General features: G+C 58.8%; 23 protein-coding genes. 6 read left to right on the top strand and 17 right to left on the bottom strand.

Annotated features, from left to right (window positions below; translation table 11 throughout):
- Nucleotides 1-42: 42 nt before the first annotated feature.
- A complete protein-coding gene (locus B2A78_RS03980; RefSeq protein ID WP_077728612.1) occupies nt 43-1,227 on the top strand; it encodes a GGDEF domain-containing protein in 1,185 nt (394 codons plus the stop codon).
- 258 nt (nt 1,228-1,485) lie between these two features.
- Here B2A78_RS03980 and B2A78_RS03975 read toward each other — a convergent pair whose 3' ends face one another.
- The 15 genes from B2A78_RS03975 to B2A78_RS03905 form a co-directional block, all read right to left on the bottom strand.
- Nucleotides 1,486-3,270, bottom strand: coding sequence for a sigma-54-dependent Fis family transcriptional regulator (locus B2A78_RS03975; RefSeq protein ID WP_077728611.1), 1,785 nt, complete (start codon nt 3,268-3,270; stop codon nt 1,486-1,488).
- Between the two features lie 49 nt (nt 3,271-3,319).
- On the bottom strand, nt 3,320-5,980 hold the full coding sequence (locus B2A78_RS03970) for a response regulator (RefSeq protein WP_077728610.1): 2,661 nt from the start codon (nt 5,978-5,980) through the stop codon (nt 3,320-3,322).
- Nucleotides 5,977-6,432 carry a hypothetical protein gene (locus B2A78_RS03965; RefSeq protein WP_077728609.1) on the bottom strand — a complete coding sequence of 152 codons (456 nt, stop codon included), beginning with the start codon at nt 6,430-6,432 and terminating at the stop codon, nt 5,977-5,979. The genes B2A78_RS03970 and B2A78_RS03965 overlap by 4 nt, the downstream gene beginning before the upstream one ends.
- A 2-nt stretch (nt 6,433-6,434) precedes the next feature.
- Nucleotides 6,435-7,448 carry a hypothetical protein gene (locus B2A78_RS03960; RefSeq protein ID WP_143735056.1) on the bottom strand — a complete coding sequence of 338 codons (1,014 nt, stop codon included), beginning with the start codon at nt 7,446-7,448 and terminating at the stop codon, nt 6,435-6,437.
- Between the two features lie 590 nt (nt 7,449-8,038).
- A complete protein-coding gene (locus B2A78_RS03955; protein WP_143735055.1) occupies nt 8,039-8,689 on the bottom strand; it encodes a hypothetical protein in 651 nt (216 codons plus the stop codon).
- Between the two features lie 34 nt (nt 8,690-8,723).
- Nucleotides 8,724-9,650 carry a UbiA family prenyltransferase gene (locus tag B2A78_RS03950; RefSeq protein WP_077728606.1) on the bottom strand — a complete coding sequence of 309 codons (927 nt, stop codon included), beginning with the start codon at nt 9,648-9,650 and terminating at the stop codon, nt 8,724-8,726.
- 540 nt (nt 9,651-10,190) lie between these two features.
- Nucleotides 10,191-11,030, bottom strand: a complete 840-nt coding sequence (locus B2A78_RS03945; RefSeq protein WP_205780658.1) for a carbohydrate ABC transporter permease — start codon at nt 11,028-11,030, stop codon at nt 10,191-10,193.
- Nucleotides 11,027-11,932: a sugar ABC transporter permease gene (locus B2A78_RS03940; protein WP_168175335.1), complete on the bottom strand. Its 906-nt coding sequence runs from the start codon at nt 11,930-11,932 to the stop codon at nt 11,027-11,029. The genes B2A78_RS03945 and B2A78_RS03940 overlap by 4 nt, the downstream gene beginning before the upstream one ends.
- On the bottom strand, nt 11,898-13,172 hold the full coding sequence (locus B2A78_RS03935; RefSeq protein ID WP_168175334.1) for an ABC transporter substrate-binding protein: 1,275 nt from the start codon (nt 13,170-13,172) through the stop codon (nt 11,898-11,900). Before B2A78_RS03935 ends, B2A78_RS03940 begins: the two co-directional genes overlap by 35 nt.
- A 140-nt stretch (nt 13,173-13,312) precedes the next feature.
- Complete coding sequence (locus B2A78_RS03930) at nt 13,313-13,702, bottom strand: hypothetical protein (protein WP_077728604.1); 390 nt, start codon at nt 13,700-13,702, stop codon at nt 13,313-13,315.
- An 83-nt stretch (nt 13,703-13,785) separates the two neighbouring features.
- Nucleotides 13,786-15,342: an ATP-binding protein gene (locus tag B2A78_RS03925; protein WP_077728603.1), complete on the bottom strand. Its 1,557-nt coding sequence runs from the start codon at nt 15,340-15,342 to the stop codon at nt 13,786-13,788.
- A 205-nt stretch (nt 15,343-15,547) separates the two neighbouring features.
- Nucleotides 15,548-15,826: a c-type cytochrome gene (locus B2A78_RS03920; RefSeq protein WP_166642648.1), complete on the bottom strand. Its 279-nt coding sequence runs from the start codon at nt 15,824-15,826 to the stop codon at nt 15,548-15,550.
- 271 nt (nt 15,827-16,097) lie between these two features.
- Nucleotides 16,098-18,731 carry a PAS domain S-box protein gene (locus tag B2A78_RS03915; RefSeq protein WP_077728737.1) on the bottom strand — a complete coding sequence of 878 codons (2,634 nt, stop codon included), beginning with the start codon at nt 18,729-18,731 and terminating at the stop codon, nt 16,098-16,100.
- Between the two features lie 440 nt (nt 18,732-19,171).
- Complete coding sequence (locus B2A78_RS03910; protein WP_077728601.1) at nt 19,172-19,543, bottom strand: exosortase system-associated protein, TIGR04073 family; 372 nt, start codon at nt 19,541-19,543, stop codon at nt 19,172-19,174.
- A 149-nt stretch (nt 19,544-19,692) separates the two neighbouring features.
- Nucleotides 19,693-20,388, bottom strand: coding sequence for an SDR family oxidoreductase (locus B2A78_RS03905; protein ID WP_077728600.1), 696 nt, complete (start codon nt 20,386-20,388; stop codon nt 19,693-19,695).
- A gap of 134 nt (nt 20,389-20,522) precedes the next feature.
- Between B2A78_RS03905 and B2A78_RS03900 the strand changes: the two genes are divergently transcribed.
- Genes B2A78_RS03900 through B2A78_RS03885 form a run of 4 tightly spaced genes read left to right on the top strand, consistent with a single transcriptional unit; the run spans nt 20,523 to nt 23,621 of the window.
- Nucleotides 20,523-21,143 (top strand): DUF2076 domain-containing protein, encoded by a 621-nt coding sequence (locus B2A78_RS03900; protein WP_077728599.1) that lies wholly within the window; start codon nt 20,523-20,525, stop codon nt 21,141-21,143.
- Nucleotides 21,144-21,187: 44 nt separating this feature from the next.
- Nucleotides 21,188-21,541, top strand: coding sequence for a hypothetical protein (locus tag B2A78_RS03895; protein WP_077728598.1), 354 nt, complete (start codon nt 21,188-21,190; stop codon nt 21,539-21,541).
- Nucleotides 21,538-22,143 (top strand): cytochrome c, encoded by a 606-nt coding sequence (locus B2A78_RS03890; RefSeq protein ID WP_240502393.1) that lies wholly within the window; start codon nt 21,538-21,540, stop codon nt 22,141-22,143. The genes B2A78_RS03895 and B2A78_RS03890 overlap by 4 nt, the downstream gene beginning before the upstream one ends.
- Complete coding sequence (locus B2A78_RS03885; RefSeq protein ID WP_077728596.1) at nt 22,143-23,621, top strand: cbb3-type cytochrome c oxidase subunit I; 1,479 nt, start codon at nt 22,143-22,145, stop codon at nt 23,619-23,621. Before B2A78_RS03890 ends, B2A78_RS03885 begins: the two co-directional genes overlap by 1 nt.
- 130 nt (nt 23,622-23,751) lie before the next feature.
- On the opposite strand, the gene B2A78_RS03880 is transcribed toward B2A78_RS03885, so the two are convergent.
- Nucleotides 23,752-24,633 carry a hypothetical protein gene (locus tag B2A78_RS03880; RefSeq protein ID WP_077728595.1) on the bottom strand — a complete coding sequence of 294 codons (882 nt, stop codon included), beginning with the start codon at nt 24,631-24,633 and terminating at the stop codon, nt 23,752-23,754.
- 10 nt (nt 24,634-24,643) lie between these two features.
- Between B2A78_RS03880 and B2A78_RS26830 the strand changes: the two genes are divergently transcribed.
- The gene (locus tag B2A78_RS26830; RefSeq protein ID WP_276205325.1) at nt 24,644-25,216 is read left to right on the top strand and encodes a hypothetical protein; all 573 of its coding nucleotides are present in this window, start codon (nt 24,644-24,646) and stop codon (nt 25,214-25,216) included.
- A 202-nt stretch (nt 25,217-25,418) separates the two neighbouring features.
- Here B2A78_RS26830 and mltB read toward each other — a convergent pair whose 3' ends face one another.
- Nucleotides 25,419-26,609, bottom strand: a complete 1,191-nt coding sequence (mltB, locus tag B2A78_RS03870; protein ID WP_077728593.1) for a lytic murein transglycosylase B — start codon at nt 26,607-26,609, stop codon at nt 25,419-25,421.
- Between the last annotated feature and the right edge of the window lie 193 nt (nt 26,610-26,802).

Raw genomic sequence — 26,802 nt, 5'->3', positions numbered from 1 at the left:
AACCGACGCCGCTCCGCCCTACCGAGCAGAAAGGAAAAAGAAATGATCGAATGTCGATATCTTGGCGATCCGGCGGTGGTCGAGGCCTTCGGGTTCATCGCAAGCAAACCGGCCCAACCCGCTTTCGCTTCCCGTTCCGAACCGGTCTTGGGGATCGAGGAACCGTTGCGGAGACCTGCCGGATCTATGGAGCACGAGCCGACTCGCGGAGTTCCCGATGGACCATCCCGGAATCCGGCCGGAACGGCGGACGAGCTTGAAACGCGTGCTCGCCTCCGGAAGACCGCGGGATTCGCGCACGCACATTGCAGGAACGAGTACGAAAGCTTCTTCGAATTCGGCTTGCCCGGAATGGTGATTCTCAGTCCTGCCCAAGGATGGGTGAAGGTCAATCGGGCGTTTCGCGAAATGCTCGGCTACTCCGAGGAAATGCTGAACGGCACGAGCTGGGTGGAAATCACCCATATCGACGACTTGGCCGAGGACTTCGCCCATTTCGAACGTCTCTGGAACGGGGAAATCGATGCCGTCCGCTTCAAGAAACGGTTCGTCCACAGCAACGGACAGCTCATTTATACCGACACCTCGGTGCGAGCCTTGCGGAACCCGCAGGGCGGCCTGCAGCGCTTCCTGGTTACGGTCTCGGACATCACGCAAGAGGTGGAACGCCGGCAGAGCCTGGAACGCCTGGCTTATTACGATTATCTGACCCAATTGCCCAATCGCGCCCTGTTCGCGGACAGGCTTCGCATGAGCAGAACCCAGCGCTCCAAGCGCCAGTTCGCTGTTTGCTATCTCGATCTCGACGACTTCAAGCTCATCAACGACACCTTCGGGCACGAAACCGGCGATCGACTGCTGGTGGAAGTCGCAAGGCGGCTCCGCGAGGAACTGCGCGAAGGCGATACCGTGGCCCGGCTGGGCGGCGATGAATTCGCCCTGCTGCTGAACGACATCGGCGGCCCGGCGGATTGCCGCGAAACCGTGGCCCGCATCTTCGCCGCGCTGGCGAAGCCTTTCCCCGTTGTCGACGATGTCGTTCCAATTTCCGCGAGCATCGGGGTGACCCTGTTCGCCGGAGCGGGGGATGACGACGACGGTCTGCTGCGGCAGGCCGATCAAGCGCTTTACCTCGCCAAGCGGGCGGGCCGGAATCAATGCTGGCTGTTCGACGGCGATTCGGCGGAGCCGCTCCATGCTTCCGGCGAAAGGATGAGGAGGGAGTGAGTGAGGCAATGCTCTTAGAGCTGCTGCCGGATTGGTTTACGGCCCGCTCCCACACTAAGCGAGTAGGTCGGGAATCCCTTCCCGACAAAGGCCCTTACCAAGCCAACGTGTCGGCAAAACATTGCCGACCTACGACCACAATGATTTTGGCCTGCATCAGTGTTGTAGGTCGGGAATCCCTTCCCGACAAAGGTTCTTACCAAGCCAACGTGTCGGCAAAGGATTGCCGACCTACGACCACAATGATTTTGGCCTGCATCAGGCCGTGGTCGAGTGCCGCGTGATGCCGAGCCGTTCCATCCGGGAACGGAGCGTGGTCGAAGGCATGCCCAGGATCACGGCCGCGCCCTTTTCGCCGCTGATCCGCCAGCTTGTGGCCTCCAGCACCTTGAGGATATGCGCCCGTTCCACTTCTTCCAGGGTGGCGAAGCCACCGTTCCGCGTTTCCGCGGCGGGACGCTGAATACAGTCGATGGGCGCCAGTTCGCCGCCTTCGGACAGAATCACGGCTCTTTCGATCACGTGCTGCAGCTCGCGGATGTTGCCGGGCCAGGGATAGGCGCAAAGCGCCGACAGTATCGGCTGCGGCACGGTCTCGATCCGCTTGCCGAGCAGGGTGGCGTACTTTTGGACGAAATGCCGGACCAGCAAGGGAATATCGTCCGCCCTTTCCCGAAGCGGGGGCAGATGGATGGGAAACACGTTGAGCCGGTAATAAAGATCCGCCCGAAACTGGTTCTCGCGGGACATCCGGCCGAGATCGCGGTTGGTGGCCGCGATGACGCGGACGTTGACCTTGATCGTCTGGGTGCCGCCCACCCGCTCGAATTCGCCCTCCTGCAATACCCGCAGCAGCTTGGCCTGAAGATCCAGGGGCAATTCCCCGATTTCGTCCAGGAACAGGGTGCCCCCGTCGGCCAGTTCGAAGCGCCCCTGCTTGCGCGACAGGGCTCCTGTAAAGGCCCCTTTCTCATGGCCGAACAACTCGCTCTCCGCAAGATTGGCCGGAATGGCCGCACAGTTCAGTTTGACCAGCACATTGGCTTTGCGGCTGCTGAGATTGTGGATCGCACGGGCGATGAGCTCCTTGCCGGTGCCGGTTTCGCCGGTGACCAGCACCGTGGAATCGGTCTCGGCCACCTGGTTGATGAGCGTCACAACCTGCTTCAGCGCCGCCGACCCGCCGATCAGTTCGTCCAGATTGTGGGCGGCCTTGATTTCTTCTTCCAGGTAAAGCTTGATGCCCTTGAGCTGCCGGCATTCCGCCTCCGCTTGCATGCGCCGCTGCCGCTCGCCGGAGTCGCGCAGAATCACGGTGAAAAGCTTTTCGTCGCCGGCTTCCACCCGCGATATCGAACCTTCGATCGGCACCTCCGCGCCGTCGCCCCGCAGAATGCCGACGCCTTCCGGCAGCCAGATCGCCTGGTCCGACGAGTGGTCCATGCAGTGGCCAAGATGCTCCTTGAGCGCGGGCGTCAGGAATCGCTCCAGGACTCCCCCCACCGCTTCGCTCTCCCGGCATTTCAACAGTTTTTCGGCCGCAGCATTGAAAAGGACGATCCGGCCTTCCGCATCCACCGTGATGATGGCGTCGAGCGCATAGGTCACGATCCGGGAAAGCCGTTCCCGGCTGGCCTGCAGCTCGCTTCGGAGCCGCGCCAGCGTCAAATGGGTATTGACCCGCGCCAGGACCTCCTCGTGCTGAAAGGGCTTGGTGATGTAATCGACGGCTCCGAGCCGCAAGCCTTGCAGCTTGTCGGCGGTATCGTCGAGGGCGGTCATGAAGAGTACCGGGATGGATTCCGTCTTCGGAGATTCCTTGAGCTTGGCACAGACGGCGAATCCGCTCATGCCCGGCATGAGCACATCGAGCAGGATGAGATCGGGAACCACGCGCTCGGCCTGGAGGATGGCGCCGGCCCCGCTTTCCGCGATCGATACCTCGTATTGCGCCTCCGTCAGCAAATCGTACAACTCGGCGAGGTTCACCGGATTGTCGTCCACCATGAGAACCAGGGGTTTTCGTTCCGTGTTGCGGGTCATATCCGACAATTCCAACAGTTAAACGACAGGGCTGTAAGCATTTCGAGCCTCAGGCCGGCGGGTCCGGCTCGTCCAGGAACCGCTTCAAGGCGGGGAGCAGCCGGCCCATTTCGGATTTCAATACCTGAAAATCCGCCTTCGCATTCCCGAACTCGGCGGTGCGGCCGGCATTCTCGAGCCGTTGGGCGATCTCCGACACGGTGGCTGCGCAAAAACTCGCCGCCGAGCTCTTGAGCGTATGAGCGGCCCTCTCCAGGGTGGGTCCGTCGGCGCTTTCGATGGCCGCCTCGCATTGGTCCAGCAGATCATCGGATTGTCCGATGAAGATTTCGGCCATACTGCGCAGCAGAGGCCGCCGGTTGCGGACCCGGGCCAAGGCTTCGGAGAGATCGAACGGGGGTTGGTCGGACGACATGGCGGATGCCCTTTGAGTGTCGGAAGATGCCGGCTCCTCGTTCCAGCGTTCGACGGCCGCCAGCAATTCCGCCTCGCGTATGGGTTTGGATACATAAGCGTCCATGCCGGCCGCGAGGCAACGTTCCTTGTCGCCTTTGAGCGCGTGAGCCGTCATCGCCACGATGTAGGCATGGCGGCGGGTGTCCCGTTCCCGCTCCCGAATCGCGGCCGTAGCCTGCAAGCCGTCCATCACCGGCATTTGCACGTCCATCAGCACCGCGTCGAAGGATTCCCGCTCGAGCAAGCGCAAGGCTTCCTCGCCGTTGCCCGCCATCAGCACGGAATGCCCGCGGTCTTCCAGCAAGGCCTGCACCAGCCTCTGGTTGACCGGATTGTCCTCGGCCACCAGGATGCGCAGCCCGCGCTGCACGGCACGGAACGGCGATGCCGGCAACACTTCGGGCGTAACGGGCGTGGCTTCCGACTCGTCCAGGGCAGCCTGGATCGCCTCCATCAGCTCCGAATACTTGACCGGCTTTCGAAGGAAACGCGAAATGCCCAAGCGGCGGGAAAGTTCGAAGTCGCCGCCGCGGTCCGCCGAGGACAGCAGCATGATGGTGGTCAGGGCCGTGCTGGGCGTCGCCTTGATGTGGGCGGCCACCTCGAAACCGTCCATCTCGGGCATCATGGCGTCCAGCAGGATCAACCGGAACGGCGCCCCTTGCTCGGTGGCCCGCTGGATCTCGTGCAGCGCGGCCTTGCCGGAATCGGCCTGCACCGGGCTCATGCCCCACTGCGTCAGCATCTCCATGAAAATGTAGCGGTTGACCGGATGATCATCCACCACCAGGACTTTGACCCCGTGCAGATCGAAGGACCTTTGCCGGGGGCCCGGCGCCGTTTCCGACGGTACTTTTAACGGAACCGTGAAATAAAAGGTGCTGCCGCGGCCTACTTCGCTTTCGAGGCCCATGTCCCCCCGCATCAGATTCACCAGGCGCGAGGAAATCGCCAATCCCAGCCCGGTTCCGCCGAACATGCGCGTGGAAGAGGCATCCGCCTGGGTAAACGCGTCGAAGATCACCGTTTGCTTGTCCGCTGGGATTCCGACGCCGGTATCGCTCACCGAGAAGCGGGGACAGATGCTGTCGGCACAGCGGTCGCATCCGGACTCGACCCGCACCACGATCTCGCCCTGCGGCGTGAACTTGATGGCATTGCTCACCAGATTGATGAGAATCTGCCGCAAACGGCCGACGTCTCCGGAAACGATGTCGGGTATCTGGGGATCGATGAGATAAGTCAGCTCCAGGCCTTTGGCATGGGCCTGAGGCGCCAGCAGCTTCAGTGTGTCGCCCACGGCGTCGCGCAAATCGAACTGGATGCACTCGAGCTCCAGCTTTCGTGCCTCGATCTTCGAAAAATCGAGTATGTCGTTCAGCAGGCGCAGCAGGGATTCGGCGGATGAACTGGCCATGGTGAGATAGTCTTTCTGCTGCGGCGTGAGTTCGGTGCGCAAGGCCAGTTCCAGCATGCCGATGACGCCGTTCATGGGCGTGCGGATTTCATGGCTCATGTTGGCCAGGAATTCGCTTTTCGTCAGCGCCGCCTGAAGGGCCGCGTCGCGCGCATGAATGAGGCCCTGCCGCATCCGTTCGAGATTCTCCGCCAAGGCGGCCACTTCGGCGATTCCGGAACGGGTGCCGAACTCGGTGCCGTGGTCGCCGGCCGTGATCTGATCCGCCTCCCGCCGAAGAATTTCCAGCGGCCGAACCAGGCGCCTTCCCAACAAGGCCACGACGATCAGGGTCAGGCCCAGATAGGACGCCACCAGATAAATGCCGCGGCGGTAAAGGGACATGAGTTCCTGCCGGACCGGGATTTCGTCGTAACCCAGACGCAAGACCGGCTGTCCGCCGGCATCGCCTTCGGTCAAAGGCACCGCGATGAAATAAATGCCGTCCTCATGCTGTCCGAAGAAGAAATCCTCGTTGAAAGGTTCTTGTGTGGCCAGCGGGATATTGGGCGGTATTATCCGGTCGCCCATCTGCACCTCGGCAAAAATCAGCCGGCCGTTCAACAGAAACTCGCCCATGAGCGCCGCGATTTCCGCCGTATCCCCCGTCGTCAGCCGAGAACCGATCAAATTGCCGAAAAGCAATGCATCCGAGCGCACCTGATTGACGAATTGCCGCTCGACACCAGGCTTTGCGATCAAATAAACCCCGAACAGCAAAAGGGGCACCAGCATGATATGAACGCCTACGATGGACAGCAGCAGGCGCCCGTTGAAGCTATGGAAGAAACGTTTCAATCGGCAGACCCCGCCCAAAGAGTGTTGATAGGTTTCAGCCCTCTGTACTGATCCAAATCCTTGGCCCACATGAACGTCACCGAATCCGGATGTTCCAGCAAGGCGGCGTTCAGCGTCTGTCTATCGTGAAAAGCCTGGGGCCTCTGGCCGCCGAGGCGGAATACGATCGCCAGGACCTGTTTCTCGTAGGCGTCGGAGGACATGAAGGTAACCTTCTGCAAAAATACTTCGAACAGCAGGGACTCGCTGACATTCAGCAGAGGTTTGATGGTCTTGCCGTTCTTCTCGACCGGTACGCCTAGATAAAGCTTCCGGGTCTCCTGCAGCGAAAGCTTGGGAATGTTCGACTGGGAACTTGCGGCGAGAACGAGTTCGCGCAAGCCGTCGGCCTCAATGGCCAGCGCGCTGGACGCGAGCGATAACAACAGGATCAGGAACGACAGCTTGGACATGGCTAGGGAAACACCGCGCTCCATTGGAGCCCCACCTGCCCGAAGGCGTCATCCCTCGTGTGCTCGCGCGAAAGCTCGAGTTTCAGAGCCATCTTGTAGGGCAGTTCGTAGCGTACGCCGCCCATGTATCGATCACGCACGAAGTTTCGAAAATGATCGAAGTACAAGTCGCCGTTATCGTTGAACGTGCCTTCAATCCGGCTGTACAAGGTCAGATCGTCGGCCACCCGCCATTCCGCCTGCCCGTAGAGGTTCAGCACGTCGGATTCGGGTTCCGAAGCGCCGCCCGTGAAATCGTTATGGATGTAAAAGGCCTCGCCCAGGAAACCGAGATTCTCCGATCGCCAATTGGCAAAGACGCCCGCCACGATCTGATTGATTCGGTCCACGCCGATCTGGCGGCCGGATATTTCGGTATAGCTGAAGGAAAAACCGATCTCGTCGGAACCGAAGCTGACCGGCTGATATCCGAGGCGCAAAGTCACGGCCGGGAGCCGCGTACCTTCCGGGTCCAGAACGTCGAACGCGTCCAGCCGCTTCTTCTCGAGGTCCGGACCCACTCCGGCATTCAGAACGTAATAGAGACTGGAATCCCCGAGTTCCCGAACCCCTTCGACGTAAAGCCCGGTGACATGCATCGGCAGCGGGCCGCCGGACGTTTCGTAAGTCATCACACCGGGACGGGTGATGCTGGTCATCATGTAAGCCCCGTGATGAAAATGGATGTTCCAGTAGCCGATGGGATTGTGAAAGCGGCCCACCCAAAACGTGGTGTCCTGCCAGCGCCAGCCGAGCTGCAACCTCTGAACCTCCTGCGCGGAGCGGTCCACCAGCCACTCCAGCAGGAAGCGGAACCGGCCTTGATCCAAGCCGTAGAAGAGATTCAGCCCCGGATTGATCCAATAGTTCTTCAGGCTGGAACCGTCTTGAAGATCGAAGCGATGGAGACTGGTGAGCTCGGGAAAGAGCAGCAGATCGCCGGGAAAGGCATCGGCAGAGACTATCTGCGGAGCCAAAACGCCGGATAGCACCCCGGCAAGAATCACTCGCCGAGAGCAAGCGTTGCCGTCAAAAGCTGAAAGAAAAGCTTTCCGAAAGAGTGTTCTGGTCCGACTCCGGATGCTGTGACGAACTGCCATCAGTGCCGTATTGCCTTTTAATTGTTCTTTTCCGACTGCGCGCCCGTGAAGGCAAGCCATGGACCTGCTACTCCGGACGTTTTCCCCCTAACAGTCTAAGAAGCCGTCTTCAAACTACTGCGGGCCAGGCTAACGGCCGTTTCGTCCGCGGGTCCCGCGGCTTCGGGTCGCCCTTTCGCGCCTTGTCCTGACATCGCTCGTGACGTTTGAAGACCGCTTCTTGCAGCAACCGGCCGTCACATGGACAAACACGGAAACGGGCGGTTGACCCGCCCGATTTTTGACCGCTCGACTTGGACCACTTGACAGTGGCAAAAGCGATAACTTTTCTTATCAACTGTATATGGTCGTATACACGGACACCCAAGGTCAATGATCGGCGGAATCCATATCCAAACAACTGCTTCCTGAAAGCTGCGCCGGAAAAACCGGGTCGATAAGACCTAACCCGTTCCACTCTACGAAGCTTAAACCCGCGCCCAGGGATTAATCCCCTCCGAACGGCACTGCCTAACCAACAAGAAAAGGTATATCGCGTCGAACACGATGAATCCCGCATACAAAAACGGCAGGAGAATCGACTCGGGGGTTTGGACATACTGCGCGGGAATCAGAACAATCGAACCGAACATCCGCGTCAGGACGATATAGACCGATTGGCCGCGCGTGCTTCCGCGGCGGGCCAACAGATACAGGTAGGTTATGGAAATCAGCAGCTGATCTCCCCATCCCGTGTAGTTCCCATGAAAGTCCTTGAATTCCAGGGTAATGGCGATAACCCCGAAAAACGCCGTCACCAGCCCCAGGGCGAAAGCCGGGACAAACGAATGCTTTGGAAACACAGCAGGAAATTCTTCCCGCCCGAACCGCAGATATTGATAGACGATGGCCAGATCGATGAAAAACCAAGCGATATTCGCGTAATTCACCGGCGGGATATCCGGATAAACGAAGCCGAAAATGAATTCGTAGGAGACGTTCACGCACATCGGCGCGAACGGCATGCCATACGTTCGATCCTTGAAGCCGCGGCGGATGATGAGGATATAGGCGGCAATCCATAGGGTCATCGATGCCGTGGCTGAAATCTGGAAAGTGAGTTCTTGTTGTGGCGTCATGGCTGGGTACCTTTGGAAGTGTCGGAGCCGTCGTTCACAGGCCTAGGGCCAATCCGCCCAAGACCAGGGGCAGCCACAGGAGGAATTCGGCATCCATCGCCGCATCGCCGGGATTGCCGTCGGCGGCTACCAGCTTTTGGCCATGATCGACGATTGCCCGGACATAGAGGTGAACCGGCGCCAATGCCAACATCCAGGCCGGAATCCACTGCAGATGGACGGACACTGCCAATACCATGAGCGCAATGCCGTTCACCGCTTGAATAAGCTTGCTCGTCCTCGCCACGCCCAGCAGCAGGGGCAGGGTCTTGACGCCTTCCACCCGATCACGCGCCAGATCTTTGAAGTCGCAAAAGACGGTATTCACGAAGTCGGAAAGCATCATGTAAACGAAGAAAAACACGGTTTGGCGCAAATCCTGAGCATCGACGAAGCGGGAAGCATAGAGCATCAAAAAGCCCCAGAAGAATGCCGTGTAAAAGGCCTTGATGCCTGGAATGTCTTTCAGTCGCCGATAGGGTGGAAGTTCGCCGGCCAGTGTCCCGAACAGTGAGGTTCCGTACAGAGCCACCGCCAAAGGAAAGCAGAGGAGCAATAAAAACGCCTCCAGGCCGGAGAAAACCAAGGCTATGCCCGCGGCGGCTACGAATGCGGCCAAGCCGAAGGCGGTAAACAGCGATTTTCTCGAAAGGGTCTTGGTGCGCGTCGACTCCAGGTCTCCATCCAGCCTGCCGACATCGGCGAGATGATCGATCAAATAACTGGAATACACACAGAGAAATGCGGACGAGACGAGAGGCAGCGAAATCTCGCCGGTATGGGCCAGGGACACCACCGACGTGACGCTGGCCGCGCCGAACGGCAGAACGAGGCCGAGATTGGCGGTATTTTCAAGAAACCTTCGGAAGCTGAACAACGGCTCCGGGTTCTCGGCAAATTTGGAGACTTGGTAAATCGACATAAATCCTCCCGAGTATTTTCATTTTTCGAAACGCCTGGCGTGTTGGGCTCGATGTGATCCGCGTGACCGCGAGCCCGGTGCCGAATACAAGGGAGGAATCATGCCAGCACGAATATTGTTCTATTTTTCAGTTATTTATCTGACATATACGGCTCTGGAAAGAAACCGGCACCGTTTGCCCAGCCGAACGGCATTTCCGGAAAAATGCCGTATCTCATTAAAAATCAAGGATTGTTAATGTGTTGGCCTCGACCAACACCCTGTTGGGGTTATTGCACGGTAAAAGTCGGAGGACCGTCTTTCCGGGTCTCGGCATTCCAGATTCCGATGACATGCGGATCGATTTGTTCGCCTGCCCGCCTACCGCGCATCCGAATCTCTAGCGCGTTTTTCACCGCAGTTTAGCGGTGAGAATCGGGAACTTGGTAGGTCGGCAATCCTTTGCCGACAAAGCCCCTCACCGCCCCAATGTGTCGGCAACGGATTGCCGACCTACTGCACCTTCGGGGCGCTACGCCAAACCAGAAAACGCTCTAGTGTTCACCCTTTCAATCCACTCGTGGCGATGCCCTGAATGAAAAGGCGCTGGAAGACCAGGAATATCAGCAGTGTCGGAAAGGCGATGAGCACGGCGCCCGCCATCAGCATGGTCCATTCGACCCTGAATTCGTAGCGGAACATGGCGAGGCCGACCGGGAGGGTGAACCGGTCGCTGGTGGTGGTCACGACCAGCGGCCACAGGAATTCGTTCCAATTGCTCTGGAAGGTATAGATGCCCAGCGCCGCCAGCGCGGGCCGGGACGCCGGCAGTACCACCCGCCAAAACACTTGGAATCGGTTGCAGCCGTCGATGCGGGCCGCCTCTTCCAACTGCCGCGGAATGGACTCGAAAAACTGCTTCATCAGGAAAATGCCGACCACCTGAACCATGGCCGGCGCGACCAGCGCGGTATAGGTATTGACCAGACCCAGGGCATTCAAGAGCATGAATTTGGGCACCAGGGTTACATGAGCGGGCACCATCAGCGTCGCCAGCAACAGGGCGAATAGGACGTTCCGCCCCGGAAAGCTCAAACGGGCGAAGGCGTAGCCCGCGAGGGCGTCGAAGAAAAGGTTCGCCAGCGTCACCGCCAGCGCGACGCCGCCGCTGTTGAGCAGCCACCGGGCGAACGGAATTTCGGTCCAGAGCCGCCGATAATTCTGCAAGGTGAACTCGTCAGGAATGAGCTCGATCGGCCAACTGAAAACATCTCCCGGCGGTTGAAACGAGATGGACAGGGACCAAATAAAGGGGAGCGTGAAAATGCCGGTGGCCGCAAGCAAGAGCGCAAGGACGGCCGACCTCCGGATTGCGTTTCGAATGGTCCGAGATCTGTTCACGGCGCTTCCGGACGGACGATCTTCCGCTGTACGCGGGTGACGAACAGAATGATCGCGAACAGTATCACGGCCGCCGCCGCCGCATAGCCGAAACGGAAATACCGAAACGCGCTGTTATAAATGAAATAGCTGAGCGTGGTGGTGGCGTTGACCGGCCCGCCCGCGCTCATCATGTAGATTTGATCGAACACCTGAAAGCTGCCGATGATCCCGAGGGTCACCACGAAAAACAGCGTGGGCTTGAGGCCCGGCACCGTGATGTGCCGGAAGCGCGCCCAGGGACTCGCGCCGTCGATCCGGGCGGCTTCATAGAGCGAAGCCGGGATACTCTGTAGCCCGGCCAGAAACGCCACCATGAAATACCCCGAGGTCGACCATACGTTGAGCGCCATGATTGCGCCGAGCGCATATTTGGGCGATCCGATCCAGTCCGGCCCGACGATTCCGAACTGCGACAGGACGTAATTGAGCAAACCCGGCTTCGAGTAGATCCACAGAAAGATGATGGACGTCACTACCGAGGAAGTGATGGCCGGGATGTAAAACGCCGCGCGAAAAAATCCACGGGCCGGAATGTTCTGGTTGACGGCGAGCGCCAGCAACAAGGCCAAGAGAGTCTGGGCCGGCACCACGCCCAGAACATAGACCGTGGTGTTGCGCAGAGCGGCGAAAAACAGCTCGTCGCCCGTCAATTCGACGAAATTCGCGACACCGAGGAAATGCTGTTCGGGCCGAAAAAGATTCCAGTCGAAAAATGCGACGACGAAGATGAAAATCAGGGGGCCGAACACGAACAGCGAAAGAACGACGAGTCCCGGCGACAGAAAGAAAAATGCGGCCCAAGCCTCGCGATGCCGCTCGGGCATGTCAGCGGGGCGGCCCGGACCGGTTTTGCGCCTCATGGCCTCGGACATCGGCGTGAAACCGCCCTCCCCGTTCCACCCGGCGCTTCAAATCGTCCAGCGTCGGTTGAACGGCTGCGCCGGTGAGAAAGATGGCTTGCAGCGCGCTCTGAGTTTCGTCCAGGACTCGCTGATTCACCCGGAATTGCCAGATCCTCGCATGGTCTAGGCTTTGCAGAAAAACCCGCTTCAAGGGATCGCGCTCGATCTTCGATTCCAGCGCAATCGAGCGCCGGGCCGGCAGGCCGACATCGGATTTGACCCAGATGCGCCCGCCTTCGCGGCCGGTGAGATAACGAAGCAGCTGCCATGCTCGATCCGGGTTTCGGGTCCGCTTGGGGACGGCATAACCGGCCACGAACGCGACCGAAGCCGCCTTCTTTCCGGCGGGCAGCAAAGCCGTCCGATATGGGGTGCCTGCATGGGTCTCGTTCAGGAAATTCGCCGCCCAGAGTCCCGAGATCGCCATGGCGACGCGGCGGCGGCCGAAAGCGTCCATGTTCCAGGCCGCTCCGACATCGGAAGGCATGACGGCGATGCCGTCGGTCTTCATCCGCTGAAGGAAACCCAGCGCTTCCGCGAAGGCGGGTTCGCCGAAAGCGGCGCGGCCTTGCGCGTCGAGATATTCGCCCCGGTTCTGCCAGACGAAGGGCAGCGAATATTCGAGGTCCTCGGCATGGCTGTATCCGTACTGGTCGACGCTGCCGTCGCCGTCGGTATCGCGGGTGAGCCGCCGGGCGTACTCGGCGAATTCTTCCCAAGTCCTCGGAGGTTCCGCGAGCCCGGCTTCGTCGAACATCGCCGGGTTGAAATAAAGCGCCAGGGTCGAATAATCCTTGGGCAATCCGTACAACGCGCCGTTGGAACGAAACGCATCGAGCAGCATCGGCTCGAAGTCGTCCGGAAAAAAGCCGGGGTCACGGACAAGGAAACCGTCGAGCGGCAGCAAAACGTCATACTCGACCAGCAGCGGAATCCAGAAAGCCTCGATCATCACCACATCCGGCGCGGTCCCGGTGGCTAGCATGAGCAGCAGCTTGTCCATGTAATTGGCCGTGATCGGCTCGTACCGGACCGGAAGGCCGGGATGCCGTTGCTCGAAAGTGTCGATGAACGTCCGCGTCAGATTTTCTTCGATCGGCGATGCGATCCAGCCGGTCAGACGGATCGAATCGGAATCCGGCCGCCCGCAGCCGAAGAGAAATGCCGCGATGAATACAAGAGTCGCTCGTAAAGGCATGATGCGGCTCATCGACTCGACCCACCTCCCTTGCGAGTTGCAACATGGCCAGCACCCACATAGCTCTCTGACACAAGAATTCCGACAGCCGATAAATTTACGACCGCCGCCTGAATGTGAAGTTTTTGCCCGGAGAAAAACTAATCGGCCCGGTCGGCCTGGGTAATCACCATGATCGGCCAATAGGTGTCGGTCGGATAACAATGCCAGAGCTGGGATTCTTCCACGAATTTGGCGAAGAGATTTCTTTCCGCATAAAGCGCCCCGTCGGCGACCCAAAAGCGAACAAACGGCCCGAACGATTCCGACGGATCGCCGGCAATATCCTCGAAATGGATCGATGCGCTATCCAGACAATCGTAGCGCGTGAAGTGCCGCTCCTGAACTTCCCAGAAATGGTTCCGGTATCTCGCCACGACGGATTTTTCCGGTCCTTGCCGGATGAAATTACCACCGACCCGGAATAAAGGCGCTGGGCCAAGCGTTATGGCGTATCCCGGGTCACTGCTTTCGAATACGAGTCGAATCATGCTCCTGCTCCCGAATGGACTTTACTTATAGGCATCCGAGGCTGGACAAAGTTGTCGCCGTACTTGCCGGCCCGCCGTGACAGTCAACCCGAAAGGCTTTCGGATTTGTTCACGGCTTCCCTAAACAGCGAATCGGTCTCGAGAGCCGGCGCTAAAGCCGGTAGATATACGATAAATTCGCTTCCCCTGCCGGGACCTTCGCTTTTGGCTTCGACCCAGCCGCCATGCAATTCGACGATTTTCTGCACGATGGTCAGGCCCAGCCCCAGGCCTCCTTGCGCGCGGTCCAAGGTGCGTTCGGCTTGCGTGAAAAGCTTGAAGAGCTTGGGCAACAAGTTTTTCGGAATACCTTCGCCGGTGTCGCGCACCGAAATAATCGCTTCGCCGTTTTTCCGAGCGGCCGTCACCCAGATCGTCCCGCCATCCGGCGTATACTTCGCGGCGTTGTTGAGCAGATTGCCCACGACTTGCGCCAGGCGTATGGCATCCCCGTCCAGCCGCAGAGGGGCCTCGGGCAGCGTGAGCTTGAGTTCGTGATGGCGGGCCTCGATCAGCGGGCGGGCGGTTTCGAGCGCCAGCTCGATCACTTTATCCACTTCGACCGTAGTCTTATGCAAGGTGATTTTGCCCTGGACGATGCGGGAAACATCGAGAAGATCGTCCACCAAGTGCGCCAGTTGGTTGACTTGCCGGTCGATGACGTCGCTCGCCCAGGCTAGCTTGGGATGGGGCAGACCGACCTTCTTCATCACCTTTACGGCGTTTCGAATCGGCGCCAAGGGATTCCGGAGCTCGTGCCCCAACATGGCCAGAAATTCGTCCTTGCGGCGGTCCGACTCGCGCAGCGCTTCTTCCGCTTGCTTGCGCTCCGTGATGTCCAGGAAGGCCCCGATACATTGGCGGACCGTCCCATCGGCATCCCGCGAAAAAACCGCATCGCGCGACAAGCACCATATCCAACGGCCGTCCGCGGTCTTGAAGCGGTATTCGATTTCCGAAACGTCGCCATCCGCGATGCGCGTAAGATTCTCCAGATGGGCGACGACTCGCGCCTGGTCGTCCGGGTGAAACAAGGCGAAAAACGCCGGCCCGGGCAGGGCCTTGAGATCATCGAGCGTATAGCCGGTGAGCCTCGTATACTGGGCGTTGATGAAGGTATCGGTACCGGTCTTTATGTCGTAGATGTAAAGACCGTTCAGGGAAGACATCAGCACCTTGCGGGCAAAGGTTTCGCCATCCTTCAGCTTTTGCTCGGTCTCCCAATGGTCGACGATTTCTCTCTTCAGCTCCTTCTCGCGATCGATCACCGCTTCGCGCGCCCGGGCCTCCGATTTTTTCAAGCGATCGAGCACCAGGCTGAGCAGCATTCCGACGCTGAACAGCAGGAGCAAACGCAGTCTTTCGGCGGTTTCAGCGATATCCAGCGAATAACTGGGCTCGACCAAGAAGTACATGCCGACAAAAGTACTCAGGGCAGTGGCAAGAAGCCCCGGACCGAGCCCCCCGCGCCAAGCCGCCGGCAGTACCGCAACCAAAAACAGCAGCAGCGGCGGAGATCCGGCGAAAACCGGATTGAAAAACGCCAGAATGAGCGATACGGCCAAGGTGCCGAGTACCGCTATGACGTAGCTGTTCAACAAAAACCGTTTGATTTGAGTGCGCTCCCTGTTGAAAGCACTCCTTGCCGGTAAGTAGAGTTACCTAAATTGACGAACCTCGATAAGACCCCAAAGTTAAAGTAGAAGTTTCATCACTCGGGCCGATTTGCCCCCTTCTGACCGAAGTAATTGCACCGTTCCCGAAAATCCCGGCGGCGAGGTCGGCATTGCGCCACCCATTCGGCAGCTAATCGCCGCTCGCAATCTGCCTGATCATGTAATGGACCGCATCTCGAACGGCGTCGTCGCTTAAATCGGAATGGGCGCCTTTTTCCGGCATGCCCAAAAAACCTTTGGTCGCATGATCCGTCAGCAGCGACGGCAATTCCAGGGTCCGCGATTCCCAGGCTTCGGAATCGTCCAGCATGGGGGCCCCGTCTCGGCCGGAATCATGGCACTCGGCACAGAAGGCGCTATACACATACTTGCCGCGGGCGTAATCCGAGGGGCGGGATGCCGTCTGCATAGACGTTTTCGTCTCGGATTCCGCGCAGCTTGCCAAGATCAGGGCGAAAAAGACGACAGTAATCGGGCGTTTTAATACCATGCGCATAAGAAATCAACCAAGGTAAGGCTAAGTTAAGAAAGCTCTGAACAAATCCGCGCGCCGAGCATAACGCGCCTGTCGGGGAACGGCTCCGCCTGATCGCGACCTACGAGAGCCACATCGCTACAACGAAAAGGCCAGCATCCCTTGGAGCCGGGCGAACCGGACGCACCAAGCGAAGTTTGCCCGCTCAGCGAACCTGTAAATTCACCATGGTGATGTCGTCCGCGAACTCGTTCTCCCCGCTGAAGGTCCGCAGCTCGCTCATCAGTTTTCGAATGGTCGCTTCCGGCGATTCCGAGCGGTCGGCGGCGAAGATGTTGCACAATCGCGAAATGCCGAAGAATTCTCCCTGTTCGTTCTGCGCCTCGATCACGCCGTCGGTGTAGAGCAGCAATCGGTCGCCCGCCTCCAGAATGAGGCTTTTTTCCTCGAAAAACACGTCCCGCTTGACGCCGAGGATCAGTCCTTCCGCGTCCAGTTCGCTAACGGTCCAATCCCGCTGCCTCCGCAACAAGGCGCGGTTGTGTCCGGCGTTGGCATAGCGCAGCAGGCGTTCTCCGAGATCGTATTTCAGATAGAACATCGTGATGAAAAGCTCGGCCGCACTCAAATCCTCGTAAAGGAGATGGTTGAGTGCCCGCAACACCTCGGCGGCGCTCTGCGGAGCCGGATTGTCCGGCGTCCTTCGGGTCTCGGCTTTCAAGGTGCTGCGCATTTCGGTCATGATGAGAGCGGCACCGACGCTATGGCCCGATACGTCGGCCACGACGATATCGGCATTTCCATCGTAATGGAAGTAATCGAAATAATCGCCGCCGACGTGGCTCGCCGGGACGCAGACCCCGGCGATCTCGGCCATCGGAAGCCGCAGCGGTCTTTTCGGCAGCAGCGAGAGCTGAATGTGCTTGGCGATTTCGAGTTCGTGCCGTTCCTCTTCCGCCCGCCGGCGCTCGGTCACATCGGTCTGAATGCCGATGTAGTGGGTGACGACACCCTGTCCATCCCGCACCGGCGACAGCAGCAGCTCATTCCAGAAGGGAGTTCCGTTCTTCCGGTAATTTCGCAACACGACCTCGCAACTGGTTCCTTGCCTCAATGCTTGGCGAATCGTCTCTTTAGCGGCTTCTTCGGTTTCCGGACCCTGCAATATCTTGAGGTTTCGTCCCAGCAACTCCTCGCGCGAATAGCCGGTAATCCGGCTCAACGCCGGGTTGACGTAAATATTCGGGTAATGCGGCTGCCGGGCGTCGGCGATCACGATACCGACACTCGCCGCTTCGATGGCTCGCTCGCGCAAGCGCAGGGTATCCTCGGCTCGCTTGCGCGCCGTAATATCCAGATCCATGCCGCGCCATTTGACGACCTGGCCCTCGTCGTCGAATATCGGGGCGCCGGTGGATTCGGTGAAAACCTCGTGTCCGTCCCGGTGGCGGTAATGATTGATGAGCCTGTAAAAACCCTCGTGAACGCGCTCGGTCGGCGGCAAGGTCTCGGCCCAGTGTTGCCGATCCTCGGGAGTCAGGAGATCCAGGTAGCGCTTGCCGATGATTTCTTCGGGCTTCAAGCCGAGGATGGTATAGACCGAGCCGCTGCTGTAAACGTAACGGCCTTCCGGGTCCTGCTCCCACAACCACTCGCCGACCATCTCCGCGACTTGCCGAAAGCGCTCTTCGCTCTCCTGCAACGCTTCCTTGGCGCGCTTCTGCTCGGTGATGTCCCGCTGGGTCGCGAGATAACGGGTGACCTTGCCGGAAGCATCGCGGATCGGGGTGATCGTTTCGAGCGCCCAATACAGTTCGCCCGATTTTTTCCGGTCTTGAATCTCTCCCTGCCACTCTTTGCCGGCCCGAATCGTTTCCCACAGCCGCCGGTAAACCCCCTGCGGCGTCTGGCCCGACTGCAACAGCCGCGGGTTCAGACCGATGACTTCGTCGGCGCTGTATCCGGTCAGGCGGCAAAAGGCCCGGTTCACAAAGGTGATGCGACCTTCGAGATCGGCAATCATGATCGCGTTCGGGCTTTGCTCCACCGCACCGGACAGAATCGACAGGTATTCCTCGTTCTTTTTTCGCCGAGTCAAATCGTGGGTGATGCCGACGAATAAGCGGCGATTCCCTTGCCGAAGCTCGCCGATGGAGAGATACATCGGGAAAACGCTGCCGTCCTTGCGCTGACCGGCGACTTCGCGGCCGGTACCGATAATCTTCTTGATGCCGGTCTTGCGGTAATTGGCGAGATAGCCGTCGTGCTCTTCGTGATAAGGCGACGGCATGAGCCGGTTGACGTTCTCCCCGATCAGTTCCTCCCGTTTGTATCCGAACAATCGCTCGGCGGCCGGGTTGAGCAATTGAATAATCCCGACATCGTTAATGACGATGACGCCGTCGCTGATGGTGTCGAGTATCGCCCTGAGATTGGACTCCGTATCGAATACGCCGTCGCGCTTCTCGCACGGACCGATGCAGGTCAGGTGAAGAAGGTTCAGACGAACGCCGTCTTCCTTTAGAGGCGTGAGTCTATACCGGGCACCAAATACCGTTCCGTCCTTGCGGCGGAACCGAGTCTCATTGGTATTGAAGAAACGTTCCTGCGCAACCGTCGTAGGCTTGCGATCCCAGCGGAGCGGCGTTGATTCCGCCGGCACTTCCAGTTCCGAAAACACGGATCGTCCCCGAAGCTCTTCTTCGGAATAGCCGAACAACTCCACCGCTGCCCGATTCATGAAAACAACGTTGCCTGCCTCGTCGAGCATGCACACCGCGTCGTCGAAGCCGTCCAGCAAGGTTCGGGTAAACCGGTCTATCGACTTGAATCCGGACATCCCATCCGGAAACATCGATGCTGGATTGCTCTTTTTTTCCTTTGGCATATACCAACCTATTCAGACAAAACCATCTGTCCGTCCTGGATCTGAAATATAGCTAGCGATCAAATGACGCCAATCAGTGAATTCCCGCGTTCCATGTTGTCGGCGGCGATTTCGATGATTCAGAAAACCGCTCGAATTCCAGGCTGATAAGATAATTAGACCGGTCAACGCGGCTGATTGTGCTTTACCTACTTGGACCTATTATGACCGGTATGATTTCGAATCGAGAATTATCAATGACGGGATCGACTCCGCCTTAAATCGGCCGGAGACAACGCTGGGGACGGACATGAGGGCTGGGGTGAGTCGGCGCTCCATGCCGGGAGAACCTCGGTCACCCCTTCTTGCTTCGAGAAAGGCGGACCTTGACCAACGGTCCGCCGCGCTCCGACTTAATCTTTCAACTGAAAGACGGGACCATACTGCGTTTCGACGCCGAAGTCTTGCCACACGAAGGTAGGTTTCGTGATCGGTTGCGTAGGCAAGGGAAAGGTAATGACATCGACGAGGCCGGACGCGATACGGCCTAGAGTGTGCAACCCGCCTTTCAGAAACCCGCCGGAGAGTCCAAAAATGACGTTGGTTTCGTTCGTGGTATTGATCATGTTCTTGGGGAACTCGACCCATCCCATGGCCAGATTGCTCAGCCCCGAACCCAATTTCATGCCCACGTCATGACCGTAATTGTCCGAAGCCATCGACGCGGACGACATGACCAGCGCCGCCGTCGCCGAAAGGAAAATGGTTCTTATTGATCTCGACATGAGTGGCCCCTTGCTGGCAAACAGTGATTTTCACGACCATAGCAACGAGAAAGTTCTTTCACCTCGAAGCTTCGCTTCGATCTTCCCGTGTTCCATGAAGCGTAGGCAAAGGTCCGTGTTTTTTCAAATGACACGCTTGCCGTCTTTCTTCACCAGGGAAGTTCGCGTCCGCGAAAATCCAGGAACCGCCCCGAGTCGCGGAGAGCGAAACCTTCGATCGTCCGCCGCATGCCTGCGACGCTTTCGGCCGGCGACGTCGGCGCGTTTGAACCGCCCATGTCGGTCTTCACCCAGCCGGGATGCAAAATCATCACACCTACCCCGCGGGGCTTGAGATCGATCGCAAGGCTCTTCATGGCGGCATTCAGCGCGGCCTTACTGGTGCGGTACATGATTGCGCCGCCGCTCGAGTTATCGGCCATGCTGCCCATGAGGCTGGTTATGGCGACCACCAACTTGCGCTCACTGCGCGAAACATGGGGAAGAAACGCCTCGGTCATCTTGACCGGCGCCTCCGCATTGATCTTCAGAACCCGCGCCCAAAGCTCGTAATCGAGCGCCCCAAGGACATTCCGGCCGGAGTCGCCGTAGATTCCGGCGTTATTGATCAACACGTCGATCGTTTCGGACGCCTGGGCGTGCGCCAGCGCATCGATCTGATCGAAATTTCCGAGGTCCAACTGATGGATGGAAACCGACGGATGATGGATGGCCAAACCCTGCAAATCCGACGCTTGCTCGGGACGGCGGCAACACGCCAGAACTTTCCAGCCCGCATCAGCGTATTGCCTGCAAAATTCGAGACCGATGCCACGATTGGAACCGGTTACCAGTGCAGTAGCCATGCTGATTTCTCCTTTAGAACCATTTCATTGATTGCCCTGGCGCACGACAGCGGCGCCGTCCGTCAGACCTTGTAAAATGTTTGACAAATCCTTAACTTCAGCATCATTCAACATATTCCGACGCGGAGACCCTGATGCACACCGAAGAACGACGTCTGCTGACCAATTTCCTCGACCAGCTCAAGCAAATTAAAGTATCCAGCAAAGATCCGGAAGCCGACACTCTCATCAATCAGGCCACGGCACAACAACCCGATGCCGTTTATCTGCTCGTACAGAAAGCGCTGTTGCAGGAAAGAGCGCTGAATGCCGCCAAGGCCCAAATCGAGCAACTGCAAAATCAGATCAATCAATTGCAGGTTAAAAGCTCCCAAGCGAGCGGTTTTCTGGGTGCGGACCCTTGGGGCACATCCCCCAACCGGCCAGCGTCCATGCCGCCTGCCGGTGGACCGCCGGCATCGCCCCATGCTACGAATATGGCCGGACAAAGCTCCGCCATGAGTTTCTTAGGTACGGCGGCAGCGACTGCGGCCGGAATCGCGGGCGGCGCGTTTCTGTTCCACGGCATCGAAAACCTTTTGCACCACGGTTCCGGCGGCGGATTCCTCGATTCGGCATCGACTTCTCCTGAAAACGTCGAAAACATCACCATCAACGAGTACTACAACGCTGACGAACCGGCTTCCGATTCCGGCTTCGACGACTCCGGCGATGGATTCGACGAATATGACGACGATGAATCGTTGGACGTGTAGCGCTCCCGGTTGAACGCACACAAGCGGACATCCTTGCACCGCCGATGATCGAACCGGTCGCGCTCGACGATTTCTTCGTTAACGTCTTCTCGGCCGCTACGATCATCCTCGCTGGCGCCTCTTATGCCGCGCTTTTAGCCTGGGGCAAGCTGACGCGCCGTCCCGGATTCTTGATTTTGGCCTATGTCAGCTACGGCGTTCTGGCCGTCTCGGTTTGGCTGTTGGCGGAAACATCCCATTTCGAAGGCTTTTGGCGCATCATCGCCGGCCTCATGCTGATCGGCTACTTCGCCGCGCCTCAGGCGATCTGGCGGCTATGCACGGTCACTCATGCCGGCGAACACTCCGAACACGATCGTCCGATCATCAACCAACAACAAGAGGGGGAACAATCGTGAACACCACGCCTCTATGGGCATCCGAAACGTTTTGGAAGAAAACCGCCATCTGGGTGACGGCGGTTTCGTTTCTGCTGCTGATCGTCCTGACCTTCGACTCGATGGCCAAGGTGTCGGCCGGCAGCACCGCGCGCGTACCCGCCTACAGCGTCATCAACAAGAAGATCGATTACCGTCTCAACGCCAAGCTGAACCGCTACGTACCGGTTGTCGAAAGCGATGCGCCTCTGTTCGGCAAGACCTTGAGCGACGAAGAGGCGGAAAAGCTCGTGACCCTCGGCAAGAAGACCTTTCAGGCGAAGAACTGCATCAACTGCCATACGATTCTGGGGAACGGCGCCTACTACGCGCCCGACCTGACCAAGTCCTGGCTGGATCCGAATTGGGTGGACGAAACCAACCGCGAGACGCTGATGCTGGCTTTCCTCCAGGACCCGGCCGGCAACGCCAGGTCGTACGGCACCGGGCGCAGGATGCCCGACCTCGGCATCACCGAAGACGAGGCCAGGGGACTGATCGCTTTTCTCAAATGGACCGCGGCCATCGACACCAACGGCTTTCCTCATAACTTCAAGACCCTATACGCACAGGAGAACCAATAATGAGCGTCGGAGTCCTTGACAGTCGAAATCTCAATGGCGGACAAAAGCTCGCGGTGAAATATTTTATTGTCGCGATGGTTCTTTTCGTGGCGCAAATCCTGTTCGGCCTGCTCGCCGCCGTTCAGTTCCTCGCTCCCGGCTTTCTGTTCGAAACCCTGGATTTCAGCGTGAACCGCATGCTCCACATCAACGCGATGATCGTGTGGATGCTGTACGGGTTCATCGGGGCCGTCTACTGGTTTCTCGAAGAAGAGAGCGGAGTCGAGATCGTCGGGCTCAAGCTCGGGGAGATCGCCTTCTGGGTGCTGACGGCCGCGGTCGGCGTCGTCGTGCTGGTGTATCTGTTCCTGCAAATCGGCGCGGGCGACGATACCACCCGGTGGCTGATCAACGAAGGGCGCGAATACATCGAGGCACCTCGGTGGGCGGATATCGGCATCGTCGCCGTCATGCTGGTGTTCTTCTACAACGTCGCGGGCACCTTTTCCAAGGGCCGCTGGTCCGGCGTCTCCGGCGTGCTCACACTCGATCTGGTCGCCCTGGTCGGTCTCTATCTGGCGGGGATGTTCTACACCACCAACGTGACCGTGGATCACTATTGGTGGTGGTGGGTGGTCCATCTCTGGGTGGAAGCGACCTGGGAGGTGCTGGTCGGCTGCATCATGGCCTGGAGCCTGATGAAGCTCCTGGGCGCCCGGCGCAAGATCGTCCAGACCTGGCTGTACATCGAGGTGGCGCTGATGTTCGGTTCGGGCATCCTGGGGCTGGGCCATCACTATTTCTGGATCGGCACCCCCGAGTACTGGTTCCCCATCGGCGGCTTCTTCTCCGCCCTGGAGCCGATTCCGCTGGTCGCCATGGTGGTGCACTCCATCTATGACGCCGGCGTCCACAAGTTCAAGAGCACCAATCATCCCGCGCTGGGCTGGGTGATCGCGCACACTTTCGGCAACTTCTTCGGCGCCGGCGTCTGGGGCTTCATGCACACCCTGCCGCAAATCAATCTCTACACCCACGGCACTCAATGGACGGCTTCCCACGGCCATTTGTCGTTCTTCGGGGCTTACGCCACGATCAATATCGCCTTCTTCTATCTCGCGGTACAACAGTGGCGCGGCAATGTGTGGATGGGCGCCAATCTCGCCGACAACGGCTGGAAGTGGAAATGGTCGATGGTCCTCTTGAATCTCGGCGTGGTCGGCATGACCGTGGCCCTGCTCATCGCCGGCTACGAGCAATCGTTCATCGAACGTGCTATCGAAGGCTCGACCTGGAGCGGTTATTTCGCCGCCCAGACCCACCCCTGGTTCACGCAGGCCATGTTTTGGCGGCTGATTTTCGGAATCGTCACCGCCGTCGGCCTGGTTCTGCTGATCTGGGATCTGGCGACCATCGGCGCTCGCGAAACCCGGCCCGCGCTGGTCATCGAACGGCCCGAAGAGCCGGGAATCAAGGCGGCTGTTGTGGAAACGGCGTAATTCCCGAGGGCATTCAAATGAACGTTCGCTGTAGGGCGGGTTAGCCCTTCGACGAAGCTCAGGACAGGCTCCGCGTAACCCGCCGGTGTGGGGTTCTTCGGTGGGTTACGGCCTTCCGGCCTAACCCGCCCTACGAGGCCCGCGAGACCGCCCGCTCGATCAAAGCCGCATCGGCCTCGCCGAACCCGCCGTCGATGAGACGCAGCATCGCTTTCTCGGCGGCCGGCGAAAACGCCCAGCAACGGCTCAGGGTTTGCAGCAGTTCGGCTAACTCGTCCCCGGCTGCGGACGACAGCGTTTCATGCGGCGCCTTCCCTTCCCGGCGCAAGATGCACTCGATCAGAATCGCGCCCAGGAAGCGCAGGCTGTGAATCACGTGGGTATTCATGTCGCTGATCAGGTAATCGAACTTCTCCGCAAAAACCTTATCGCCCAGATAGGGACTGAATAAACCCTGCCGAACCGTCTCCCGAAGCAACCCGAAAAATTTCCTCTGTCCGTCGTGGACATTGGGGTCGTGGAAGAACTTGAAGGCATGTTCGAGGTCGTGCACGAAAAAAGCGAAACCGTTCGGCTTCTTGAGAACCGGCCGCAAGAGCCGCGGATAATCGGCCACGACCGTGACCGGCCGCCGGCCCGTCGCCTGCATCTCAAGGACTTCTCCGGGCGGCGGAATCCGCTCGGTCAGCAGTAGGGGCCATTCGCCGCGCAACCACGCCGAGAGCGCCACCGAAGCATTCGGGATAAGACCGAAAAAGTGATAACGCTCGATCCGATCGACCAGCACCCGCTCCAATTCGCTTCCGGCCGATCGGTCGAAATCCGCCAGCCAGCTTGATGCGTCCGGTCTCGGATCGCTCTTGACCCTGCGCGAAGCAAAACGCGGTCCGTGCAATGCAATCAGCCAGGTAAAGAAATACAGCGCCGCATAGGCGGCATCGCTCAAGTTCCCGGAACGCCAACGTGCGGTCAGTTCGGGAATTCGGGCCAATCGGTCGGAGAAATTCTGCACTCGCGGTCTCGTGATATGCCAATTTGATCTTATTGTCGGCCAGACGCCTTTTTCGGCAAAGGATTGTCAACCCACGCTTCTTGGATCAGCTCAGGGGAGAGCCGTAGCGAGGCGAAAAACATATCGAAATGTCCGTGCTGAGTTTTCTGCCAAAAAGAGTAAGAAACATGGAAAAACGAAAACAACTAAAACTAAGACATATCATGCCCTGGTGCCTGGTAGCCCTGTTCGGCCGGGCCGAAGCGGCAAGGAAGGAAAAACCGCTTCCTCGCCCGCGATATCGCTCGCCGCCGCGACATCGAAGAAAGTCGCGCTGCGGCTCGTGGGGCTGCACTCCACCAACGGCACCTTCGCCATCAAGGACAGCGCCGGAAACCTCAAGTCTTTCACGATCTATGTCCAGGACGGCCGCGCCCTGCCGACCCCGAAAACCGTCACCAGCGTAGACATCTCTCCCGGTCAGCGCTTCGACGTGTTGACGACACTCCCCACCACCAGCGGAACCTGGTATCCGCAAGTCACTTACAAACGGCTGCGGGACAATTCTCCCTATGCCACCGTCTACGGGAAGATAACGTTTTAACAAATCTTCCTTCTCCGATTTATTCCAAATCGCTTTCAATAAGGAGCTCATTTTTGTAGGGTGGGTTAGGCCGTGAGGCCGTAACCCACCGAGCGACCTCGAATCGGTGGGTTACGCTGCGCTAACCCACCCTACGATTAAAGTTCTGGGGGAAACCGAGAGCCAATCGTCCGGGTCGTTGAGCCGAGAAACGCGCTATCCGTTACTGCAATAAAGCCACACTCTCGAAATAACGGCGCTTGATCGCCTGGGCGAGCTGATGCACGGCCATGGCGTAGTGGGTGCTGTGGTTGTAGCGGGTGATCACGTAGAAGTTTTGGTGACCAAGCCAGTATTCGTCGCCGGAGTCGGCGCTGAGGCGGAGCAAGCGCACCGTGGAATCGCGGCCTAAGGCGGCGACGGGTTGAATGCCGTAGCTCGTCAAAGCGGCCAGGGAATAGCGGGTATCGAACCCCGATTCGAGATTTCTGGCCATGGCGCTGCCCCGGGCGGCGGTCACCACCGGTTCGCCCGGCCGCCAGCCGTGGGCTGCGAAATAATTGGCGATGCTGCCGATTGCATCTACCGGATTCCACAAATCGCGGTGACCATCACCGTCGAAATCCACCGCCCATTGCAGAAAACTGCTGGGCATGAATTGGCCCAGACCCATCGCGCCGGCATAAGAGCCTACCGGATAGAACGGATCGACCCGTTCGTCCCGTGCCATCAACAGGAACTTTTCCAGTTCGGTCTTGAAATAGTCTCCCCGGCGCGGGTAATCGAACGATAACGTGGTCAGCGCATCGATCACCCGATGGTTGCCCACATTGGCGCCGTAAATCGTCTCCACTCCCATGATCCCGAGAATGTACTCGGGCGGCACGCCGTACAGCGCGCCGGCACGCTCCAACGCCGAAGCATGACGGCGCCAGAAGGCGGCCCCGCTGGAGATGTGCTTCTCGGTAAGAAACTTGGAGCGGTAGCGCGACCAGGCTCCGGGGCGCGGCTGTCCAACCGCATCGGCCTGTTTACCCAGGTAATCGAGCGTCCACTGTTTACGCTTGGCTTGCGAAAACACGCCGCTCAGATACTCGCGGGAAAATCCGTGCCGGCTGACCATGTATTCGATGAACTGTTGAAGCGCCGGGTAGCCGGCGTAATCCCCGGTGATCCGGAATGCCCGGTAATGACTGCCTCCGGATGAACTGCGGATCGAAGGGTAGGATGATTCGGGCCTACGCCGCGCAGCCGCGGAGGCTTGTGCGGACGAGTTCCGGGATAGCCGGGTCGGAGGAGAGACATTGGCCTTACCGATTTTTTTCGGCGACTTCGCGGGCGGCCGGCTAGCACAGCCGGCTACCAGAAGTGCCGCCAATAGCAATAGGACCAAGGGTTTCAGCTTTACGGTCATGGGCGTTTCGGAACGGGGAGGAGCACGGGTTGGAGGCTACATATCACACGTAGGATTACCTATTTGTCAACGGCCATGCACAAACAGTCTCTCGGCTTATTCTTGGCCGTGCTCCTCCCCGGCCGCCGAAGCGCAGCTTTCGCCGCTCGGAAACAAGGAAGCTCTGATTAAGTTTTTCGATGGGCTCAGGACA

The sequence above is a fragment of the Methylocaldum sp. 14B genome (genome assembly GCF_002005105.1).
GTDB lineage: Bacteria > Pseudomonadota > Gammaproteobacteria > Methylococcales > Methylococcaceae > Methylocaldum.
Note: the sequence above shows the minus strand (reverse complement) of the source record. Positions and strands in the feature narration are given on the sequence as shown.